The sequence below is a fragment of the Bradyrhizobium sp. SZCCHNS3002 genome (genome assembly GCF_032377435.1).
In the GTDB taxonomy this organism is placed as follows: Bacteria; Pseudomonadota; Alphaproteobacteria; order Rhizobiales; family Xanthobacteraceae; genus Bradyrhizobium.
This window is the reverse complement of sequence record NZ_JAUHHY010000003.1, coordinates 429571-444852: the sequence shown is the minus strand read 5'-3', so window position 1 is coordinate 444852 and position 15282 is coordinate 429571. Positions and strand designations below refer to the sequence as shown.

The 15282-nt window shown below is 65.6% G+C and carries 14 protein-coding genes; 7 read left to right on the top strand and 7 right to left on the bottom strand.

What is annotated here, in order from left to right:
- Positions 1-156 precede the first annotated feature (156 nt).
- Positions 157-651 (bottom strand): hypothetical protein, encoded by a 495-nt coding sequence (locus tag QW845_RS09170; protein ID WP_315801266.1) that lies wholly within the window; start codon positions 649-651, stop codon positions 157-159.
- Positions 652-1128: 477 nt separating this feature from the next.
- Here QW845_RS09170 and QW845_RS09165 point away from each other — a divergent pair, with 477 nt between their 5' ends.
- From QW845_RS09165 to QW845_RS09145, 5 genes are all read left to right on the top strand, one after another.
- On the top strand, positions 1129-1365 hold the full coding sequence (locus tag QW845_RS09165; protein ID WP_315801265.1) for a hypothetical protein: 237 nt from the start codon (positions 1129-1131) through the stop codon (positions 1363-1365).
- A gap of 225 nt (positions 1366-1590) precedes the next feature.
- Positions 1591-2469 carry a squalene synthase HpnC gene (gene hpnC, locus QW845_RS09160; RefSeq protein ID WP_315801264.1) on the top strand — a complete coding sequence of 293 codons (879 nt, stop codon included), beginning with the start codon at positions 1591-1593 and terminating at the stop codon, positions 2467-2469.
- A complete protein-coding gene (gene hpnD, locus QW845_RS09155; protein WP_315801263.1) occupies positions 2466-3305 on the top strand; it encodes a presqualene diphosphate synthase HpnD in 840 nt (279 codons plus the stop codon). Before hpnC ends, hpnD begins: the two co-directional genes overlap by 4 nt.
- Positions 3305-4555 (top strand): hydroxysqualene dehydroxylase HpnE, encoded by a 1251-nt coding sequence (gene hpnE / locus QW845_RS09150; protein WP_315801262.1) that lies wholly within the window; start codon positions 3305-3307, stop codon positions 4553-4555. Before hpnD ends, hpnE begins: the two co-directional genes overlap by 1 nt.
- A gap of 344 nt (positions 4556-4899) precedes the next feature.
- Positions 4900-5664, top strand: a complete 765-nt coding sequence (locus QW845_RS09145; RefSeq protein ID WP_409997887.1) for a phosphorylase — start codon at positions 4900-4902, stop codon at positions 5662-5664.
- A gap of 274 nt (positions 5665-5938) precedes the next feature.
- Here QW845_RS09145 and hpnH read toward each other — a convergent pair whose 3' ends face one another.
- Entirely contained in the window at positions 5939-7087 is a 1149-nt protein-coding gene (gene hpnH / locus QW845_RS09140) for an adenosyl-hopene transferase HpnH (RefSeq protein WP_315801260.1), read from the bottom strand.
- A gap of 34 nt (positions 7088-7121) precedes the next feature.
- The gene (ispH, locus tag QW845_RS09135; RefSeq protein WP_315801259.1) at positions 7122-8048 is read right to left on the bottom strand and encodes a 4-hydroxy-3-methylbut-2-enyl diphosphate reductase; all 927 of its coding nucleotides are present in this window, start codon (positions 8046-8048) and stop codon (positions 7122-7124) included.
- Positions 8049-8535: 487 nt separating this feature from the next.
- Here ispH and QW845_RS09130 point away from each other — a divergent pair, with 487 nt between their 5' ends.
- The gene (locus tag QW845_RS09130) at positions 8536-11136 is read left to right on the top strand and encodes an MMPL family transporter (protein WP_315801258.1); all 2601 of its coding nucleotides are present in this window, start codon (positions 8536-8538) and stop codon (positions 11134-11136) included.
- 68 nt (positions 11137-11204) lie between these two features.
- Here QW845_RS09130 and QW845_RS09125 read toward each other — a convergent pair whose 3' ends face one another.
- Positions 11205-11831, bottom strand: a complete 627-nt coding sequence (locus tag QW845_RS09125; RefSeq protein WP_409997886.1) for a DUF2147 domain-containing protein — start codon at positions 11829-11831, stop codon at positions 11205-11207.
- A 101-nt stretch (positions 11832-11932) separates the two neighbouring features.
- Between QW845_RS09125 and hpnO the strand changes: the two genes are divergently transcribed.
- The gene (gene hpnO / locus QW845_RS09120) at positions 11933-13324 is read left to right on the top strand and encodes an aminobacteriohopanetriol synthase HpnO (RefSeq protein ID WP_315714885.1); all 1392 of its coding nucleotides are present in this window, start codon (positions 11933-11935) and stop codon (positions 13322-13324) included.
- A 197-nt stretch (positions 13325-13521) separates the two neighbouring features.
- On the opposite strand, the gene QW845_RS09115 is transcribed toward hpnO, so the two are convergent.
- The 3 genes from QW845_RS09115 to QW845_RS09105 form a co-directional block, all read right to left on the bottom strand.
- The gene (locus tag QW845_RS09115; protein ID WP_315801256.1) at positions 13522-14304 is read right to left on the bottom strand and encodes an anti-sigma factor; all 783 of its coding nucleotides are present in this window, start codon (positions 14302-14304) and stop codon (positions 13522-13524) included.
- A 2-nt stretch (positions 14305-14306) separates the two neighbouring features.
- Positions 14307-14855: a sigma-70 family RNA polymerase sigma factor gene (locus QW845_RS09110; RefSeq protein ID WP_315801385.1), complete on the bottom strand. Its 549-nt coding sequence runs from the start codon at positions 14853-14855 to the stop codon at positions 14307-14309.
- Positions 14856-14952: 97 nt separating this feature from the next.
- Positions 14953-15270, bottom strand: a complete 318-nt coding sequence (locus tag QW845_RS09105; RefSeq protein ID WP_315801255.1) for a cupredoxin family copper-binding protein — start codon at positions 15268-15270, stop codon at positions 14953-14955.
- Between the last annotated feature and the right edge of the window lie 12 nt (positions 15271-15282).

Below are 15282 nucleotides of genomic sequence, written 5' to 3'. Positions count from 1 at the left end.
GCGTGAGCGAAGGCGGCAAACCGGGCGACGACAACGGTGGGTCTCATTCGTATCCGACGGCTGCGGAAGCACCGCAAAACAAAACGGCCCTGACATTGTCAGGGCCGTTTGCGCATTCGACTGCCCGTGAGCGCGCGACGCGCTCCGGTCCAAAGATCAGGTCTTCGACATCGTGATGTTGACGCCGCGAATCTCGCCCTTGGAGGAGATCTGCACGACCTGCTTGTTGCCGCTGGTCCGCAGGGTGATGCTGGCGGCGAAGCCGGCGGCCTGCACGAACACGTCGATCTGGCCGTTGCCGGCGGTGCCCTGCAGCTCGCCGTTCACGTTGCGGCTGGATTCGCTCCAGTTGCCGGAGATGCGGTCGCCCTGGCTGGTGACGTCACTGGACAGGAGGAACTTGTAGCTGTCGCTGGCGCATTGCAGGCTCTGCTTCAGATTGGCGCCGGCCACCTTGTAGCTGGCCTTGCAGCGGATGCGCTCGGTGGTGCCGTCCGACAGCGCGACCGTGCCGTTGCCCGACCACGAGCCGTCGAAGCCGGCGAACGGGCCCGACTGAGCCTGAACTGCGGTCGCCGCCACGAACAGTGCCGCTCCGAGACCGGCGGCCTTGACGACGTGCCCAGAGAAAGGTGAGCCGAACAGTTTCATATCGAGTTTCCCATCCAAAATGACACCGCTGTGTCGGCGTATGCCGCCGCTTCGAACACTTGGTGTTCTCGCCGAAGGTTAGGTTCAAATGACGGCCGGTCGGGCGCTGCGACCGGATGCCATGATGCCCGCCGATACCGTGCGACCGGTCGGCGCCGAATGGTCGTCCTCGCAAGACGGCTGCACGCAAGCCGCCTCGACGGCGCCCGCATCTAACGGTCCGCGCGGCATGCTTGCAACAGCCAAATGCGAAAAACGTGTTCCGAGAATAACGCCCTAGTATCAACGCCTTGTTTGTGCCAAAGCTGTGATCTCCGAGCTTGATCCGCTCGGCATCATAGGGCGCAAATTTGGCCGCATTTGGCAGCGTACCTCCGGCGCTGGGGGGCTTGCGGTCCTTGCCAAACCAAACAGGTGTTTCCCGGGCAGCATCGGCGATCCGGGAGGTCTCCTCTGCTGTCAAAATGAAGGAACACGATGCGTAAGATTTTCCTGGCACTTTCCCTGCTGTCGTCGGTGTCCGTTTCCACCGGTGCGTTCGCGCAAGGCCGCGGCGGCACGCCCGAAGAGCAGGCGGCCTGCACGCGTGACGTTCAGAAGTTCTGCCGTGCGGTCATCGATCAGGGTGACTTCACGATTCTGGCGTGCCTCAAGGAGAACCGCCCCAAGATCAGCTCGGCCTGCGATCAGGTGCTGAAGACCCACAACCAGTAAGCGGTTGCCGTTCGGAACGGTTGTTTCCGAACTCTCTTGGTTAACGACCGCCGGCCCGCCCCCTCGGGGCAGGACGGCGGTTCGCTTCTATGGGCTGCCCGACATCGATTGCATTGGTTTTGGCGGGATCTTCGCCTATATGGGGGGCGAGCAATCCGTTCGCATGAGCGAAGCGGCGGGCATTGTTTTCGGTAGCGCCCCTTCAACCTGATAGCTGTTTCGTCCATGACCACCGCGAGCGATTTGCGATCCGGCAAGACACACCGGGACGAGAACTTTCCGGTGGCGTCGTGGATCATCCGTCCTGAGCATCGGGCGCTGATCCTCGCCTTCTACAATTTCGTGCGCACCGCCGACGACATCGCCGACCATCCGAGCCTGCCGGGCGACGAGAAGCTGCGGCTGCTCGACCTGCTCGAGGCTGAGCTGACGGGAACGGGCGAGACCCAGGACGTCGCCGTCAGCCTGCGCCGGGCGCTCGCCGGGCGCGGCATGTCGCCCCGGCACGCGCTCGATCTGCTGGTTGCCTTCCGGATGGACGTGACCAAGCTGCGCTACGAGAACTGGGACGAGGTCATCCACTACTGCCGCTATTCGGCGATGCCGGTCGGCCGCTTCATGCTCGATGTGCACGGCGAGTCCACCGCGACCTGGCCGGCCTCGGACGCGATCTGCGCCGGCCTTCAGATCAACAACCACCTGCAGGACTGCGGCAAGGACTACAAGGCGCTCAACCGCGTCTATCTGCCGCGCGACGCGCTGGCCGAAGCCGGCGCCACGGTCGAGATGCTCGGCGCAGCCAAATCGTCGCCGCAGCTCTTGAGCTGCCTGCAGAAGCTCGCCGTCCGCAATGCGGCGCTGCTCGAGGAGGGCAGGGACCTCAACAGCGGCGTCAAGGATTTCCGCTTCGGACTGGAGATCGCCGTGATCCAGGCCTTCGCCGACCGCATCGTGGCGTTGCTGAAGGTGCGCGATCCGCTGAGCGAGCGCGTGCACCTGTCGCCCATCGGCATGCTCGGTCTCACCTTCACCTCGGTGATGGGCGAGATCGGCCGCCGCGTGGCCGGGCGTCATCCCCAGACCAAATCGGCAGCCGGCGCATGACCCTCGAGGCGACCGCGGATAACGTCGATCACGGCACGGCGGCCTCCGGCAGCTCGTTCTATGCTGCCATGCGCATCCTGCCGCGCGCCCAGCGCGATGCGATGTTCCAGGTCTACAGCTTCTGCCGCGAGGTCGACGACATCGCCGATTCCGACGGCCCGCGGCCCGAGCGGCTGGCGGCGCTGCAGAAATGGCGCGACGACATCGACGCGCTGTACCAGGGCAACCCGCCGCCGCGGCTGCGCGACTATGTCGCGTCGGTGAAGACCTTCGGACTGAAGCGCGAGGACTTCCTCGCCATCATCGACGGCATGGAGATGGACGTGCCGGCGGAGATCCGCGCGCCCGATCTCGCCACGCTCGACCTTTATTGCGACCGCGTGGCGAGCGCGGTCGGCCGCCTCTCGGTGCGCATCTTCGGCATGCCCGAGGAGGACGGCATCCTGCTCGCGCACCATCTCGGCCGCGCGCTGCAGCTCACCAACATCCTGCGCGACATCGACGAGGATGCCGGCATCGGCCGGCTCTACCTGCCGCGCGAGGCGCTGCTGTTCGCCGGCATCACCAGCGACGATCCGGTCAAGGTGATGCAGGAGCGGGCGCTGCCCAAGGTCTGCAACTCGGTAGCGGTCAGGGCCAAGACGCATTTCGAGAAGGCCGACGAGATCATGCGGCGAAATCGCCGGCGCGCCGTGCGGGCGCCGCGGATCATGTCGAAATATTATCGCGCCGTGTTCGACCTCCTGCTCGAACGCGGCTTCGCGCTGCCGCGCGAGCCCGTCCGCGTGAGCAAGCTCACGAAGATCGGCATCATCCTCCGTTACGCAATCATCTGATGCAGAAGACAGCTCACATCATCGGCGCCGGCGTGTCCGGCCTTTCCGCCGGCGTGCGGCTCGCCAACGCGGGCTACATCGTGCACGTCCACGAGGCCACCCAGCAGCTCGGCGGCCGCTGCCGGTCCTATTACGACGCCGCGACCGACCTGGTGATCGACAACGGCAACCATCTGCTGCTGTCGGCCAATCATCACGTGCTGTCCTATGCCCGTGCGATCGGCTCGGAAGCGGGGCTGGTCGGGCCGGAGAAGGCGCAGTTCGCATTCGTCGACATCCGGAGCGGCCAGCGCTGGCTGCTCGATCTCGGCAACGGCCGGCTGCCGCTGTGGGTGTTCGACGAGGGCCGCCGCGTGCCGGATACCAAGCTCGGCGACTATCTCGCATTGTCGCCGCTGATCTGGGCCGGCACGTCCAAGACCATCGGCAGCACGATTCCCTGCAAGGGCGCGCTGTACGACCGGCTGGTGCAGCCGCTGCTGCTCGCGGCGCTGAACTGCGATCCGCCGGAGGGCTCGGCGGGGCTCGCCGGCGCCATCGTCCGCGAGACGCTGTTGGCCGGCGGTCAGGCCTGCCGGCCGCTGATCGCGCGCGACGGGTTGTCGGGCGTGCTGATCGATCCGGCCGTGAAATTCCTGGAAGGCAAGGGCGGCAGCGTCCGGATCGGTCGCGAGCTGCGCGGCCTCGACAATGCAGGCGGTCGCGTCACCGGGCTCAGGTTCGGCGGTGATGAAACCGTCGCGCTCGGTTCCTCCGACGTCGTGGTGCTCGCCGTGCCGCCGCGGCCGGCGATGGCGCTGCTGCCGGGACTCACGGGGCCGACGAAATATCGTGCCATCGTCAATGCCCATTTCCGCATCACGCCGCCGCGCGATGCACCAGCTCTGCTCGGAGTGGTCGGCGGCCTGGTCGAGTGGCTGTTCGCCTTCCCGCAGCGGCTCTCGGTCACCATCAGCAATGGCGATCGCCTGGTCGACATGCCGCGCGAGGAACTCGCCGCCGCGATCTGGGCCGACGTCTGCAAGGCCGCCGGGATCTCGGGCGAGCTGCCGCCGTGGCAGATCGTGCGCGAGCGTCGCGCCACCTTCGAGGCGACGCCGGAGCAGAACGCGCTCCGGCCCGGAGTGAAGACGGCGTTCGGCAATCTCGCTCTGGCGGGGGACTGGACCGATACCGGCCTGCCGGCAACCATCGAAGGCTCGGTGCGCTCCGGCGACCGCGCCGCGAATCTCCTGCTCGGGCACGGCTGACGGGCGCAGGGCTGCCGAATCTGGACGCGCCGTCAGGCCGCCTGCGCCGCGAGTCTCACATTTTCGTGGCGTAGTTCTTGCTTAAAGTTCCACGCCTGGAGGCGCTGGCGCGATCTGTTCCAGGGCGGAACAGGGGGCGGCGGGGCCAAATGGCAACACCCGGCAAAAAACGCATCGGGTGCGGGTGCAGTGCGGCGCAAACGGGGTTTCCTCGTGGAAATTTTCTGCGTAATCCTCGGTTTGTTAAGGTCTTTCCGCTCTGGCGCCGCCGCGGCTGAGGCTTTGGAACAAGAGACGGAGACGTCGGATCACGCGACGTCCGAGAAGGTGTCAGGGGTCGGATTGTGAAGTTGGGGATGGGGGACGACACGTCCGCGGATCGCCCGATTGATCCGCGGCCGGTCTTGGTCGTGACGGGCTTGGTGCAGGAGGCCCGGATTGCTGCCGGGCCCGGCATGATGGTGATCTGCAGCTCGAGCGACCCCAGGCAGTTGCGCTCGCTGCTCACCGTGTTCGATCCGACCTCGATCCGCGGCGTCGTCAGCTTCGGCGTGGCCGGTGGCCTCGATCCGAGCCTCAAGGCCGGCGACATCGTCGTCGCCACCGAGGTGACCGCCGGCGATGCCCGCTGGCTGTCGGGCCTGTCGCTGCGCGAGGAGCACATCGCCCGCGCCGCCCTGAAGAAGCGCCGCGTCGTGCGCGGCGTGCTCGCCGGGGCCGAAGAGGTGGTGGTGGCGCAGGCCCGCAAGGCGGCGCTGCGCATGAAGACCGGCGCGGCCGCGGTCGACATGGAGAGCCACATCGCTGCCGCCTATGCCGCCGAGTACGGGCTGCCGTTCGCGGCGCTGCGGGTGATCTCCGATCCCGCCCATCGCACCCTGCCGTCGCTCGCCAAGGATGCGATCAAGCCGAATGGCGACATCGACCTGCCGATGATCCTGCGCGGTGTCGCCCGCAATCCGGCCGTGCTGCGTGGCCTGGTGTCGACCGGCATCGAGTTCAATCGCGCCCTGCGCTCGCTCCGCGGCGCCCGCGACCTGCTGCTGAGCGGCCTGCTCGCGGCTGAGCATTTCCTCGAGACCGAGCCGCTGGCCGTCGCCGAGGCGTAAGGCTCCGGCTGGCGAATGATCGTCGGCTTTATCGGCTAAGGCTCCGATAATTCCCGCTTGCTCCGTGATTGCGAGCGCAGCGAAGCGATCCAGAGTGGTGTGCGGAGCCCTGGATTGCTTCGCTGCGCTCGCAATGACGTGTGGAGAGAGCTTCGCTCAGAGGCGCAATCCCTGCACTGGGGCGGAGCGGCGCCTACGAGCCCATAGCACCTCGACGAAAACGGCCGCCGGTTGCCCCGGCGGCCGCTTCGCTGTGGTTTGATGGTCGGGCGGCTCAGGCGGCCGTCGAGGCCTTCTGCTGCGCCTCGATCGCTTCGTCCTTGCGGATCTCGGAGAGGCGCTTCTGCACCTCAGACGAGAACACGTATTGCGCCGGGCGCTGCTTGGAGAGGTCGATCTCCGGCGCCATCGGGCCTTCGGTCTTGATGCCGCGCAGCGACACGAACATCGCCTTGATCGGGTTGGTCAGCGCCGCATTGGCGGCGGTCGCCTCATAGCCGCAATGCGCCATGCAGTCGGCGCACTTCTCGTACTTGCCGGTGCCGTAGGAATCCCAGTCGGTGGTCTCCATCAGCTCCTTGAAGGTCTTGGTGTAGCCTTCGCCGAGCAGATAGCAGGGCTTCTGCCAGCCGAAGATGTTGCGCGCAGGCATGCCCCAGGGGGTGCACTCGAACTCCTGGTTTCCGGCGAGGAAGTCGAGGAACAGGCCGGAATGCATGAAATTCCACTTCTTGCCCTTGCCGAGCTTGAAGACGTCGCGGAACAGTTGCTTGGTCTTGGTGCGGTTGAGGAAGTGCTCCTGGTCCGGCGCGCGCTCATAGGCATAGCCGGGCGACATGGTCACGCCGACGCCGAGCTCGGTCGTGAAGTCCAGGAACTTGGCGATCTCCTCGGCCGGGTGGCCGTCGAACACCGTGGCGTTGACGTTGACGGTGAAGCCGCGCTCCTTGGCGGCCTTGATCGCGGAGACGGCGCGGTCGAACACGCCCTTCTGCGACACCGCCTTGTCGTGATGCTCGCGCAGGCCGTCGAGATGCACCGAGAAGAACAGGTAAGGCGACGGCTCGAACAGGTCGAGCTTCTTCTCCAGGAGCAGCGCGTTGGTGCAGAGCGAGACGAACTTCTTGCGCGCGACGAGGCCGCGCACGATCTCGCCGATCTCCTTGTGGATCAGCGGCTCGCCGCCGGGGATCGCGACCATCGGCGCGCCGCATTCGTCGGCGGCGTCCCAGCACTCCTGCGCGCTCATGCGGCGGTTGAGGATCGCGTCGGGATAGTCGATCTTGCCACAGCCCGCGCAGGCCAGGTTGCAGCGGAACAGCGGCTCCAGCATCAGTACGAGCGGATAGCGTTTCCGGCCGAGAAGCTTCTGCTTCATCAGATAGGCCCCGATACGCAGTTCCTTATGGAAGGGGATTGCCATTACGTCTCTTCTTTCTGGACCAAACGAGGACCGATCAGCCCGCGACCAGCTCGGCCGGCAGGCGGAATTCGATGTTTTCTTCCCGCCCCGGGACCACCGCGACCTCGACCGGTCCGATGCGCCGCAGGGCTTCGATGACGTCGTCGACAAGCACTTCGGGAGCCGAGGCGCCGGCAGTGATGCCGACGGCCTTGGCCCCCTTCAGCCAAACCGGATCAAGCTCGCTGCCATCAGCGATCAGATAGCTTGCGACCCCGGCCTCGGTGCCGATCTCGCGCAGTCTGTTCGAGTTGGAGCTGTTGGCGGCGCCCACCACCAGGATGACGTCCACCAGCTTGCTCAAGTCCCTTACCGCAGATTGGCGGTTCTGTGTCGCATAGCAGATATCCCGGATATCGGGACCTTGAAGGTCTGTAAAGCGGGCTTGAAGGGCTAAAATGATGTCCCGGGTGTCGTCCACGCTGAGCGTGGTCTGGGTAATATAGGCCAAGGGGGTGTCGAGCGGCAGAGGCAGGGCGGCCACATCGGCCACGTTCTGCACGAGGTAGACCGGGCCGGGAACCTGGCCCATGGTTCCCTCCACCTCCGGATGGCCGGCATGACCGATCAGTACCAGGGTACGTCCCTTGGACATGTAGCGCTTGCCCTGGTTGTGAACCTTCGTCACCAGCGGGCAGGTGGCATTGAGCACCGGCAGCCCGCGGGCGGCCGCTTCCTCCTCGACCGTCCGGGCGACGCCGTGGGCGCTGAACACGGTGACGGCGCGCGGCGGCACCTCGGAGAGGTCCTCGACGAAGATGGCGCCCTTGGCCTTCAGGCTCTCGACCACATGCTTGTTGTGGACGATCTCATGACGCACGTAGACCGGCGGGCCATACTTCTCCAGCGCGCGCTCCACGATCTCGATCGCACGCACGACTCCAGCACAAAAACCGCGCGGCTGCGCGAGATACACCTGCATGGGACGTCCAGCCACGTTGCCTCACTTTCGACCCGGCACCTCCGTGCGTGCGACAGGGTTGCAATAATCGCACCAGCGAGTGCCCCCAATGGCCCGCCACACGGATGGAAACGCAGGGCTTTGTGTCAAAAATCGAGCGAAGAGAAAAGCCGGTCTGCAAGTCGCTCGCATGTGATGCGTCGCACGCAGCCCCCGAGAGGTTGCAGGTAATTTAGTAATTATAAATTAGATCAATCAATTGAGTTGGTTATGCTCTCACTCGTTCGTCACTTTACCGCCGAGAACAGCCGCTATATCAGCCGGCCCGACGGTTCCGTGCATCGTTCAACTTGATCCGCCGTCGAGGGACCATCCTCGTCTTCAAGGTTGGGCCAGGCCGGGTCGGGGCGCGCTCAGGATGTGTGCGTCCGGGGCTCGCCCTGATCGGGGAACTCCGCCATGAAGCGGACGTTTCCGCCCAGCTCTCTAAACATTAGAAAGTCACGAAGTGCTGACCACGTTTGTCGTCTCGATCGTCAAGGCCTGCACCCGGTTTGCCTGGCCGACATTGATTGCGGCCCTGCTGCTCTCCGTCGGCGCGGGCTTCTATACGGCGCGTCATTTCTCGATCAATACCGACATCAACAAGCTGATTTCGCCTGATCTCGACTGGCGCAAGCGCGACCAGCAATATGAGCAGGCGTTCGATCGCGATCGCATGATCCTGGGCGTGGTCGAGGCGGCGACACCGGAGCTGACCGGCGTGGCGGCTGATGCGCTTGCCAAGAAGCTCAAGGGCGACACCGCGAACTTCTCATCGGTCGAGCTGCTCGGCGGCGGCGAGTTCTTCGCCAGGAACGGCCTGCTGTTCCTGCCGACCGAGGAGGTCAAGCAGCTCACGGACCAGTTCACGGCGGCGGCGCCGCTGGTCGAGATCATGGCCGGGGACCCCTCGATCCGCGGCCTGACCGGTGCGCTGGAGACCGGCCTTGCCGGCGTCAAGCGCGGCCAGGTCAAGCTCGACAATGCCGCGCGGCCGTTCGACTACATCTCTCAGACGGTCGAGACCGTGCTCGACAAGGGCGATGCGACCTTCTCCTGGCGCCAGCTGATCTCCGACAAGCCGCTCGAAGACAGCGACAAGCGCGCCTTCATCCAGTTCAAGCCGATCCTCGACTACCAGGCCCTGGAGCCCGGCAAGGCGGCGACGGATGCGATCCGTCAGGCGGCGGCCGAGCTCGATTTCCCGCACCGCTTTCACGCCCGCGTGCGGCTGACCGGGCCGGTGCCGATCGCCAACGAGGAATACGCCACCGTGCAGGAAGGCGCCGTCGTCAACGGCATCGGCACCGTGGTCGTCGTGCTGATCATCCTGTGGCTGGCGCTGCATTCGGCCAAGATCATCTCGGCCGTGTTCATCAACCTGTTCATCGGCCTCGCGCTCACCACGGCCGTCGGCCTGATGATGGTCGGCTCGCTCAATCTGCTGTCGGTCGCGTTCGCCGTGCTGTTCATCGGCCTCGGCGTCGATTTCGGCATCCAGTTCAGCGTGCGCTATCGCTCCGAGCGGTTCAAGAACGACAATCTTCCGGAAGCGCTGGCGGAAGCCGCGCGCCGCTCCGCGGTGCCGCTGTCGCTCGCGGCGATGGCGACGGCTGCCGGTTTCCTGTGCTTCCTGCCAACCGACTACAAGGGCATCTCCGAGCTCGGCGCCATCGCCGGCGCCGGCATGATCATCGCGTTCCTGTCGTCGATCACGGTGCTGCCGGCATTGCTGAGGATCCTCAATCCGCCCGGCGAGAAGGAGCCGGTCGGCTACGCCTTCCTGGCGCCGGTCGATCATTTCCTCGAGAAGCACCGCGTGCCGATCATCGTCGGCACGCTCGGCCTGGTCGTCGCCGGCCTGCCGCTGCTCTACTACATGAAGTTCGACTTCAACCCGATGAACCTGCGCAATCCGCGCGCCGAGTCGATCGCGACCTATCTCGACCTGCGAAAGGATCCGAACACGGGCGCCAATGCGATCGACGTGCTGACGCGCTCCGAGACCGAGGCCAAGGCGATCGAGGCCAAGCTGGCGAAGTTGCCCGAGGTGGCGCGCGTGATGTCGCTCGACAGCTTCGTCCCCGAGGACCAGCCGGCCAAATTGAAGCTGATCGCGCAGGGCGCGAAGGTGCTGGGGCCTGCACTCAACCCCGATCAGGTCGATGCGGCGCCGAGCGACAAGGAGAATGTCGACGCCCTGAACTCGACCGTCGACAATCTCCGGCGCACCGCGGGCGAGAGCAACGGGCCGGGCGCGGTCGCGTCGCGGCGGCTCGCCGACGCGCTTGCCAGGCTCGCGGGCGCCAGCGAAACGGTTCGCAACAAGGCGCAGGCGGTGTTCGTCGAGCCGTGGAAGATCACGCTGACGCAGCTCAGCGCCACTCTCCAGGCGCAGCCGGTCAGCCTCGCGAACCTGCCGCCGGAACTGGTGTCGCAGTGGAAGAGCAAGGACGGACTGATTCGGGTCGAGGCGCAGCCCAAGGGCGATCCGAACGACAACGACAATCTCAGGCGATTCGCCAACGCCGTCCTGACGGCCGAGCCCAACGCGATCGGCGGTCCGGTCTCGATCCTGAAGTCCGGTGACACGATCGTGAAGGCATTCATCCACGCCGGCATCTACTCGCTGGTCGTGATCAGCCTCCTGCTGTGGGTGACCTTGAAGCGCTTCAGCGACGTGCTCATGACGATCGTGCCGCTGCTGGTTGCGGGCGCCGTGACGCTGGAGATCTGCGTGCTGATCAAGCTGCCGCTGAACTTCGCCAACATCGTCGCCCTGCCGCTCCTGCTAGGCATTGGCGTCGCGTTCAAGATCTACTACGTGGTGGCGTGGCGCGGCGGCCGCACAAATTTGCTCCAGACCAGCCTGACCCGGGCGATCTTCTTCAGCGCACTGACGACGGCGACCGCATTCGGCAGCCTGTGGCTGTCGAGCCATCCCGGCACGTCCAGCATGGGCAAGCTGCTGGCGCTGTCGCTGGTCACCACGCTCGCCGCCGTGCTGCTGTTCCAGCCGGCGCTGATGGGCAAGCCTCGCGAGATCAAGGAGCAAGAGGGCTCGTGATCACGGAATAGAAAAAGCGGCCGATCTCTCGGCCGCTTTTTTTTGTTCGCGTGACGGACGCCCGTTAGTTAGCGGGGGCGCGCGATCTCGGGCAGCAGGCAGATATCGCCGACCTGGTCCGCGGGCTTGTGTCCCGGCTTGGCCGATGCGGTTGCGCCACTGCCGACGCCGGTGGTCGTCTTGGCCGCCGGAGCAGGGGCCGGCGCGATTGGTTTCTGTGTACCTTTGGCCATGCTGTTCACAGGGCTCGACGGAATCGGCGGAGCAACCCGCGTCCAGGTCTCGCCGCCGCACAGGAAGCCGAGCACGCAGCCCTTGATCTCCAGGTGATCGGGGTCGACCGGCGTGATGGTGGAGCTGTAGAGCTGCCCATCCTTGGCGTTGTAGACTTGGCCTTCCCACGCGTCTGCGCCGGGCTTCTTCTTCATGTCGATCAGGATCGGCATGCCGAGCGTCGGGCGGCTCTGGCGGGCCGGATCGGGGTTGTTGCTGTCGCGTCCGCCCGGGGTCTTCTCCCAGGCCACGACGCCCCACATGCTGCCATTACATTGTGCGACTCGGATGTTCGCGACGCCGTCGGCAACCCGCCAGTCGCCGGTGGGGTCGGCCGCGAGCGCGGAAGAAATTCCTGCTGCGAACACGACTGCGGAGTATGCTAGTGTCGTCGACATGAGATATCTAAGGCGATGCAACATTGGCAGAAACCCGTGCTTGCTTTGATGGTGCGAATGAGGGCAAAACGCCGCATTGCGCGTTTTCAGTTGACGTCACGTCCATCAACCGAAGTATGTAGCCGATGCTAAAACCCAATCTAGACGTTTCCGAGATGTTTGTGGAGCGCCAAGCGCAGCGCAGCACGATGCACTCTCGGCATCTGAACGAGCAGCTTGTCCGCGTTCTCAAAACGATTGGATATGATGTTGGGTTCCAGAAAGGACAAGGGCAATATCTCTACGATCGTGATGGGGCCCGTTATCTTGACCTGCTCAGCGGTTTTGGCGTCTTTGCAATCGGCCGCAATCATCCGACACTGCGCGCCGCGCTGAAAAGCGTCCTCGACACCGACCTGCCGAATCTCGTTCAGCTCGACGTCTCGACCTTGGCGGGCGTTCTTGCCGAGCGGCTGCTGGAATATGTCCCGTATCTGGACAAGGTGTTCTTCGCCAATTCCGGCGCCGAGACCGTGGAAGCCGCGATCAAATTCGCGCGTGGCGCGACCGGCCGGCCCGGCATCGTCTATTGCGGGCACTCCTATCACGGTCTCACCTATGGCGCGCTGTCGCTGACCGATGATTCGAACTTCCGCAACGGCTTCGAGCCGCTGCTGCCGGGTTGTACGGCGATCCCTTTCAACGATCTCGCCGCGCTCGAGCAGGCGCTGTCGTCGCGCGAGATCGCAGCGTTCATCGTCGAGCCGATCCAGGGCAAGGGCGTCAACATGCCCTCCGACGAGTTCCTGCCGGGTGCCGCTGCGCTCTGCAAGAAATACGGCACCATCTTCATCGCCGACGAGATCCAGACCGGCATGGGACGCACCGGCCGGTTCCTCGCCGTGGAACATTGGAACGTCGAGCCCGACATGGTGCTGCTATCGAAGGCGCTGTCCGGCGGCCATGTCCCGGTCGGCGCGCTGCTGACGCGCAAGCAGATCTTCGACAAGATATTCAACCGCATGGATCGCGCCGTGGTGCACGGCTCGACCTTCGCCAAGAACGACCTCGCGATGGCCGCCGGCATTGCCACGCTCGAGGTGATGAAGGCCGAGAAGCTGGTCGAGGCCGCCGCCAAGCGCGGCGCCGAGCTGCGGCTGGCGCTGACCCGGATGGTGCCGGGCTACGAGCTGCTCAAGGAAGTCCGCGGCAAGGGGCTGATGATCGGCGTCGAGTTCGGTCCGCCGAAATCGCTGCGCCTCAAGGCGTCGTGGACCATGCTGGAGAGCGCCAACAAGGGCCTGTTCTGCCAGCTCATCACGGTGCCGCTGTTCAAGGATCACAAGATCCTGACCCAGGTCGCCGGTCACGGCCTGCACACGATCAAGCTGCTGCCGCCGCTGACCATCACCGAGGAGGACTGCGCCTGGATCGAGCGCGCCTTCGACGACGTCATCGCGCAGAGCCACAAGGTCCCCGGCGCGATCTGGTCGCTCGGCAAGACCCTGGTCGACAACGCCATCCGCAAATCGGCGTGAGCTGACGAACATGTAGGGTGGGCAAAGGCGCGACGCGCCGTGCCCACCATCTCGATCCTCGCAGGACCTTTGGTGGGGCACGCTACGCTTTGCCCGCCCTACGAAGGGCTTGTCATGGCGAGCGAAGCAATCCAGCCTTCCTTCGCGCCTCGGGATTGCGTCGCTTCGCCCGCAATGACGGAGCGCGCGAGAGCGACTCAGCTGCTCCCACCCATCTTCCGCTCGAACCGCTCGCCGAACTCCTCGAGCTCGTCGCCGCCGATATCGCTGATCGCCCAATAGCTGAGGCCGCGGTCGCGCCAACTCCTGATATTGAAGCCCTGGATCGTGTCCATCCGTGCGGCGCGGCGCTCGGTGGACGAGGTCTGCGCCACGAACAGATTGATGACGTGCTGGCGGCGGCGATAGACCACCGCGCCGATCGGGCGGGCATCGACATAATCGAGCCGCCCGCCGATCAGGGTGAATCCCTCAGCGGTGAGGTCGATCACTGGCGGCGCCACGTCGAGCCTGCCGTTGAACCAGGGCTTGACGGTGTGCTGGTCGGTCGAGATCACGTCGGTCAGGTGGCCGGCCTGCAGCGAGCGCAGATGCGCCGAGACGATCTCGGCCTCGATCCGCTGCTGGTCGTCATTGCGCAGCACGATGGCGACGAGACCGGTGGCGGCCAGCGCCGACACGGCCGAGCCCATCGCAAAGCCCTTCAGCAGCGAGCGGCGGCTCGGCCGGACGGCAAACGGAGTAACGACGGCCGCCTCGACCGGCGGCAGGGCGGCTTCGATGCGCTGGCGCAAGGCGGCGGGCGCCTTGTAGCCGAGGTCGGCGCCGGCGAGCATCTGCTTCATCTCCCTGATGGCAGCAAGCTCCGCAGCGCAGCGCGGGCAGGTCGCGACATGGGCTTCGACCTCGAGAGCGTGGCCGGCGTCGAGCTCGCCATCGGCCAGCGCGTGGATCAGGATCTCGGCTTCATCGCAGGTCATGGCTAGAGCTCCTCCTGCGCGAGCCAGGCGGCGCGCAGCATCGCGCGGGCGCGGGCGAGACGCGACATCACGGTGCCGACCGGCACGCCGGCGGCCTCCGCGATCTCGCGATAGGACAGATTGTTGACCTCGCGCAGCACGAACGTCTCGCGGAACGGCTCGGCCAGCGTGTCGATCATTCGCCGGATCGCCGAGGCATCGCGCTCGCGCAGCACGGCGGCTTCCGGCGTCTCGGTGCTCTCCTGCCACAGCGGCGGCTGCTCGGCCGCTTCGGGCGCATCGTCGAGCGCCTTGACCGGCGCGCCGGCGCGGCGCGCGAATTCGGCGTGGCAGACATTGCGCAGGATCGCAAACAGCCACGGCTTCATCGCCGGACCACGGTAGGTGTCGAAATGCTTCAGCGCGCGCAGGTAGCATTCCTGCACCGCGTCCTCCGCGTCGGCGGCGTTGCGCAGCAGATAGCGCGCCAGCGTGTAGACATCGTCGAGATGCGGCAGTGCCGCCTCGCGGAAGCGTCGCGCCCTCTCGGGATCGTCACTGGCTGTCGTCACCGGCGTGGTCTCCGGCCCGGTTCGCGGTCGCACGGCGCGGCCGGCGCTACGCCGCCGACCGGTCCATGCGACGATGCTCATGCCCTGGTTCGCGATGCTACTCAACCTTGACCAGCCCCGTCATGTGCGGATGCAGCGAACAGAAATATTTGTAGTCGCCGGCGGCTGCGAAGGTGAAGGAGAAGCTGTCGTCGGTATCGAGCGTTTTCGACCGGTATTTCCCAGCCGACACCACCGTGTGCGGGATGTCGTCGTGGTTGGTCCAGGTCACGGTGTCGCCGACCTTCACCGTCACCGCGGCCGGGGTGAAGGTGAAGTTGTCGATGGTGACCTTGATGGTCTCGGCGCGCAGCGGCGTGGCGCCGAGAAGCAGCGCGGCGGCGAGGCAGGCGCCGCGAACAACAGACTGGCTCATTGCGTTTCCGTC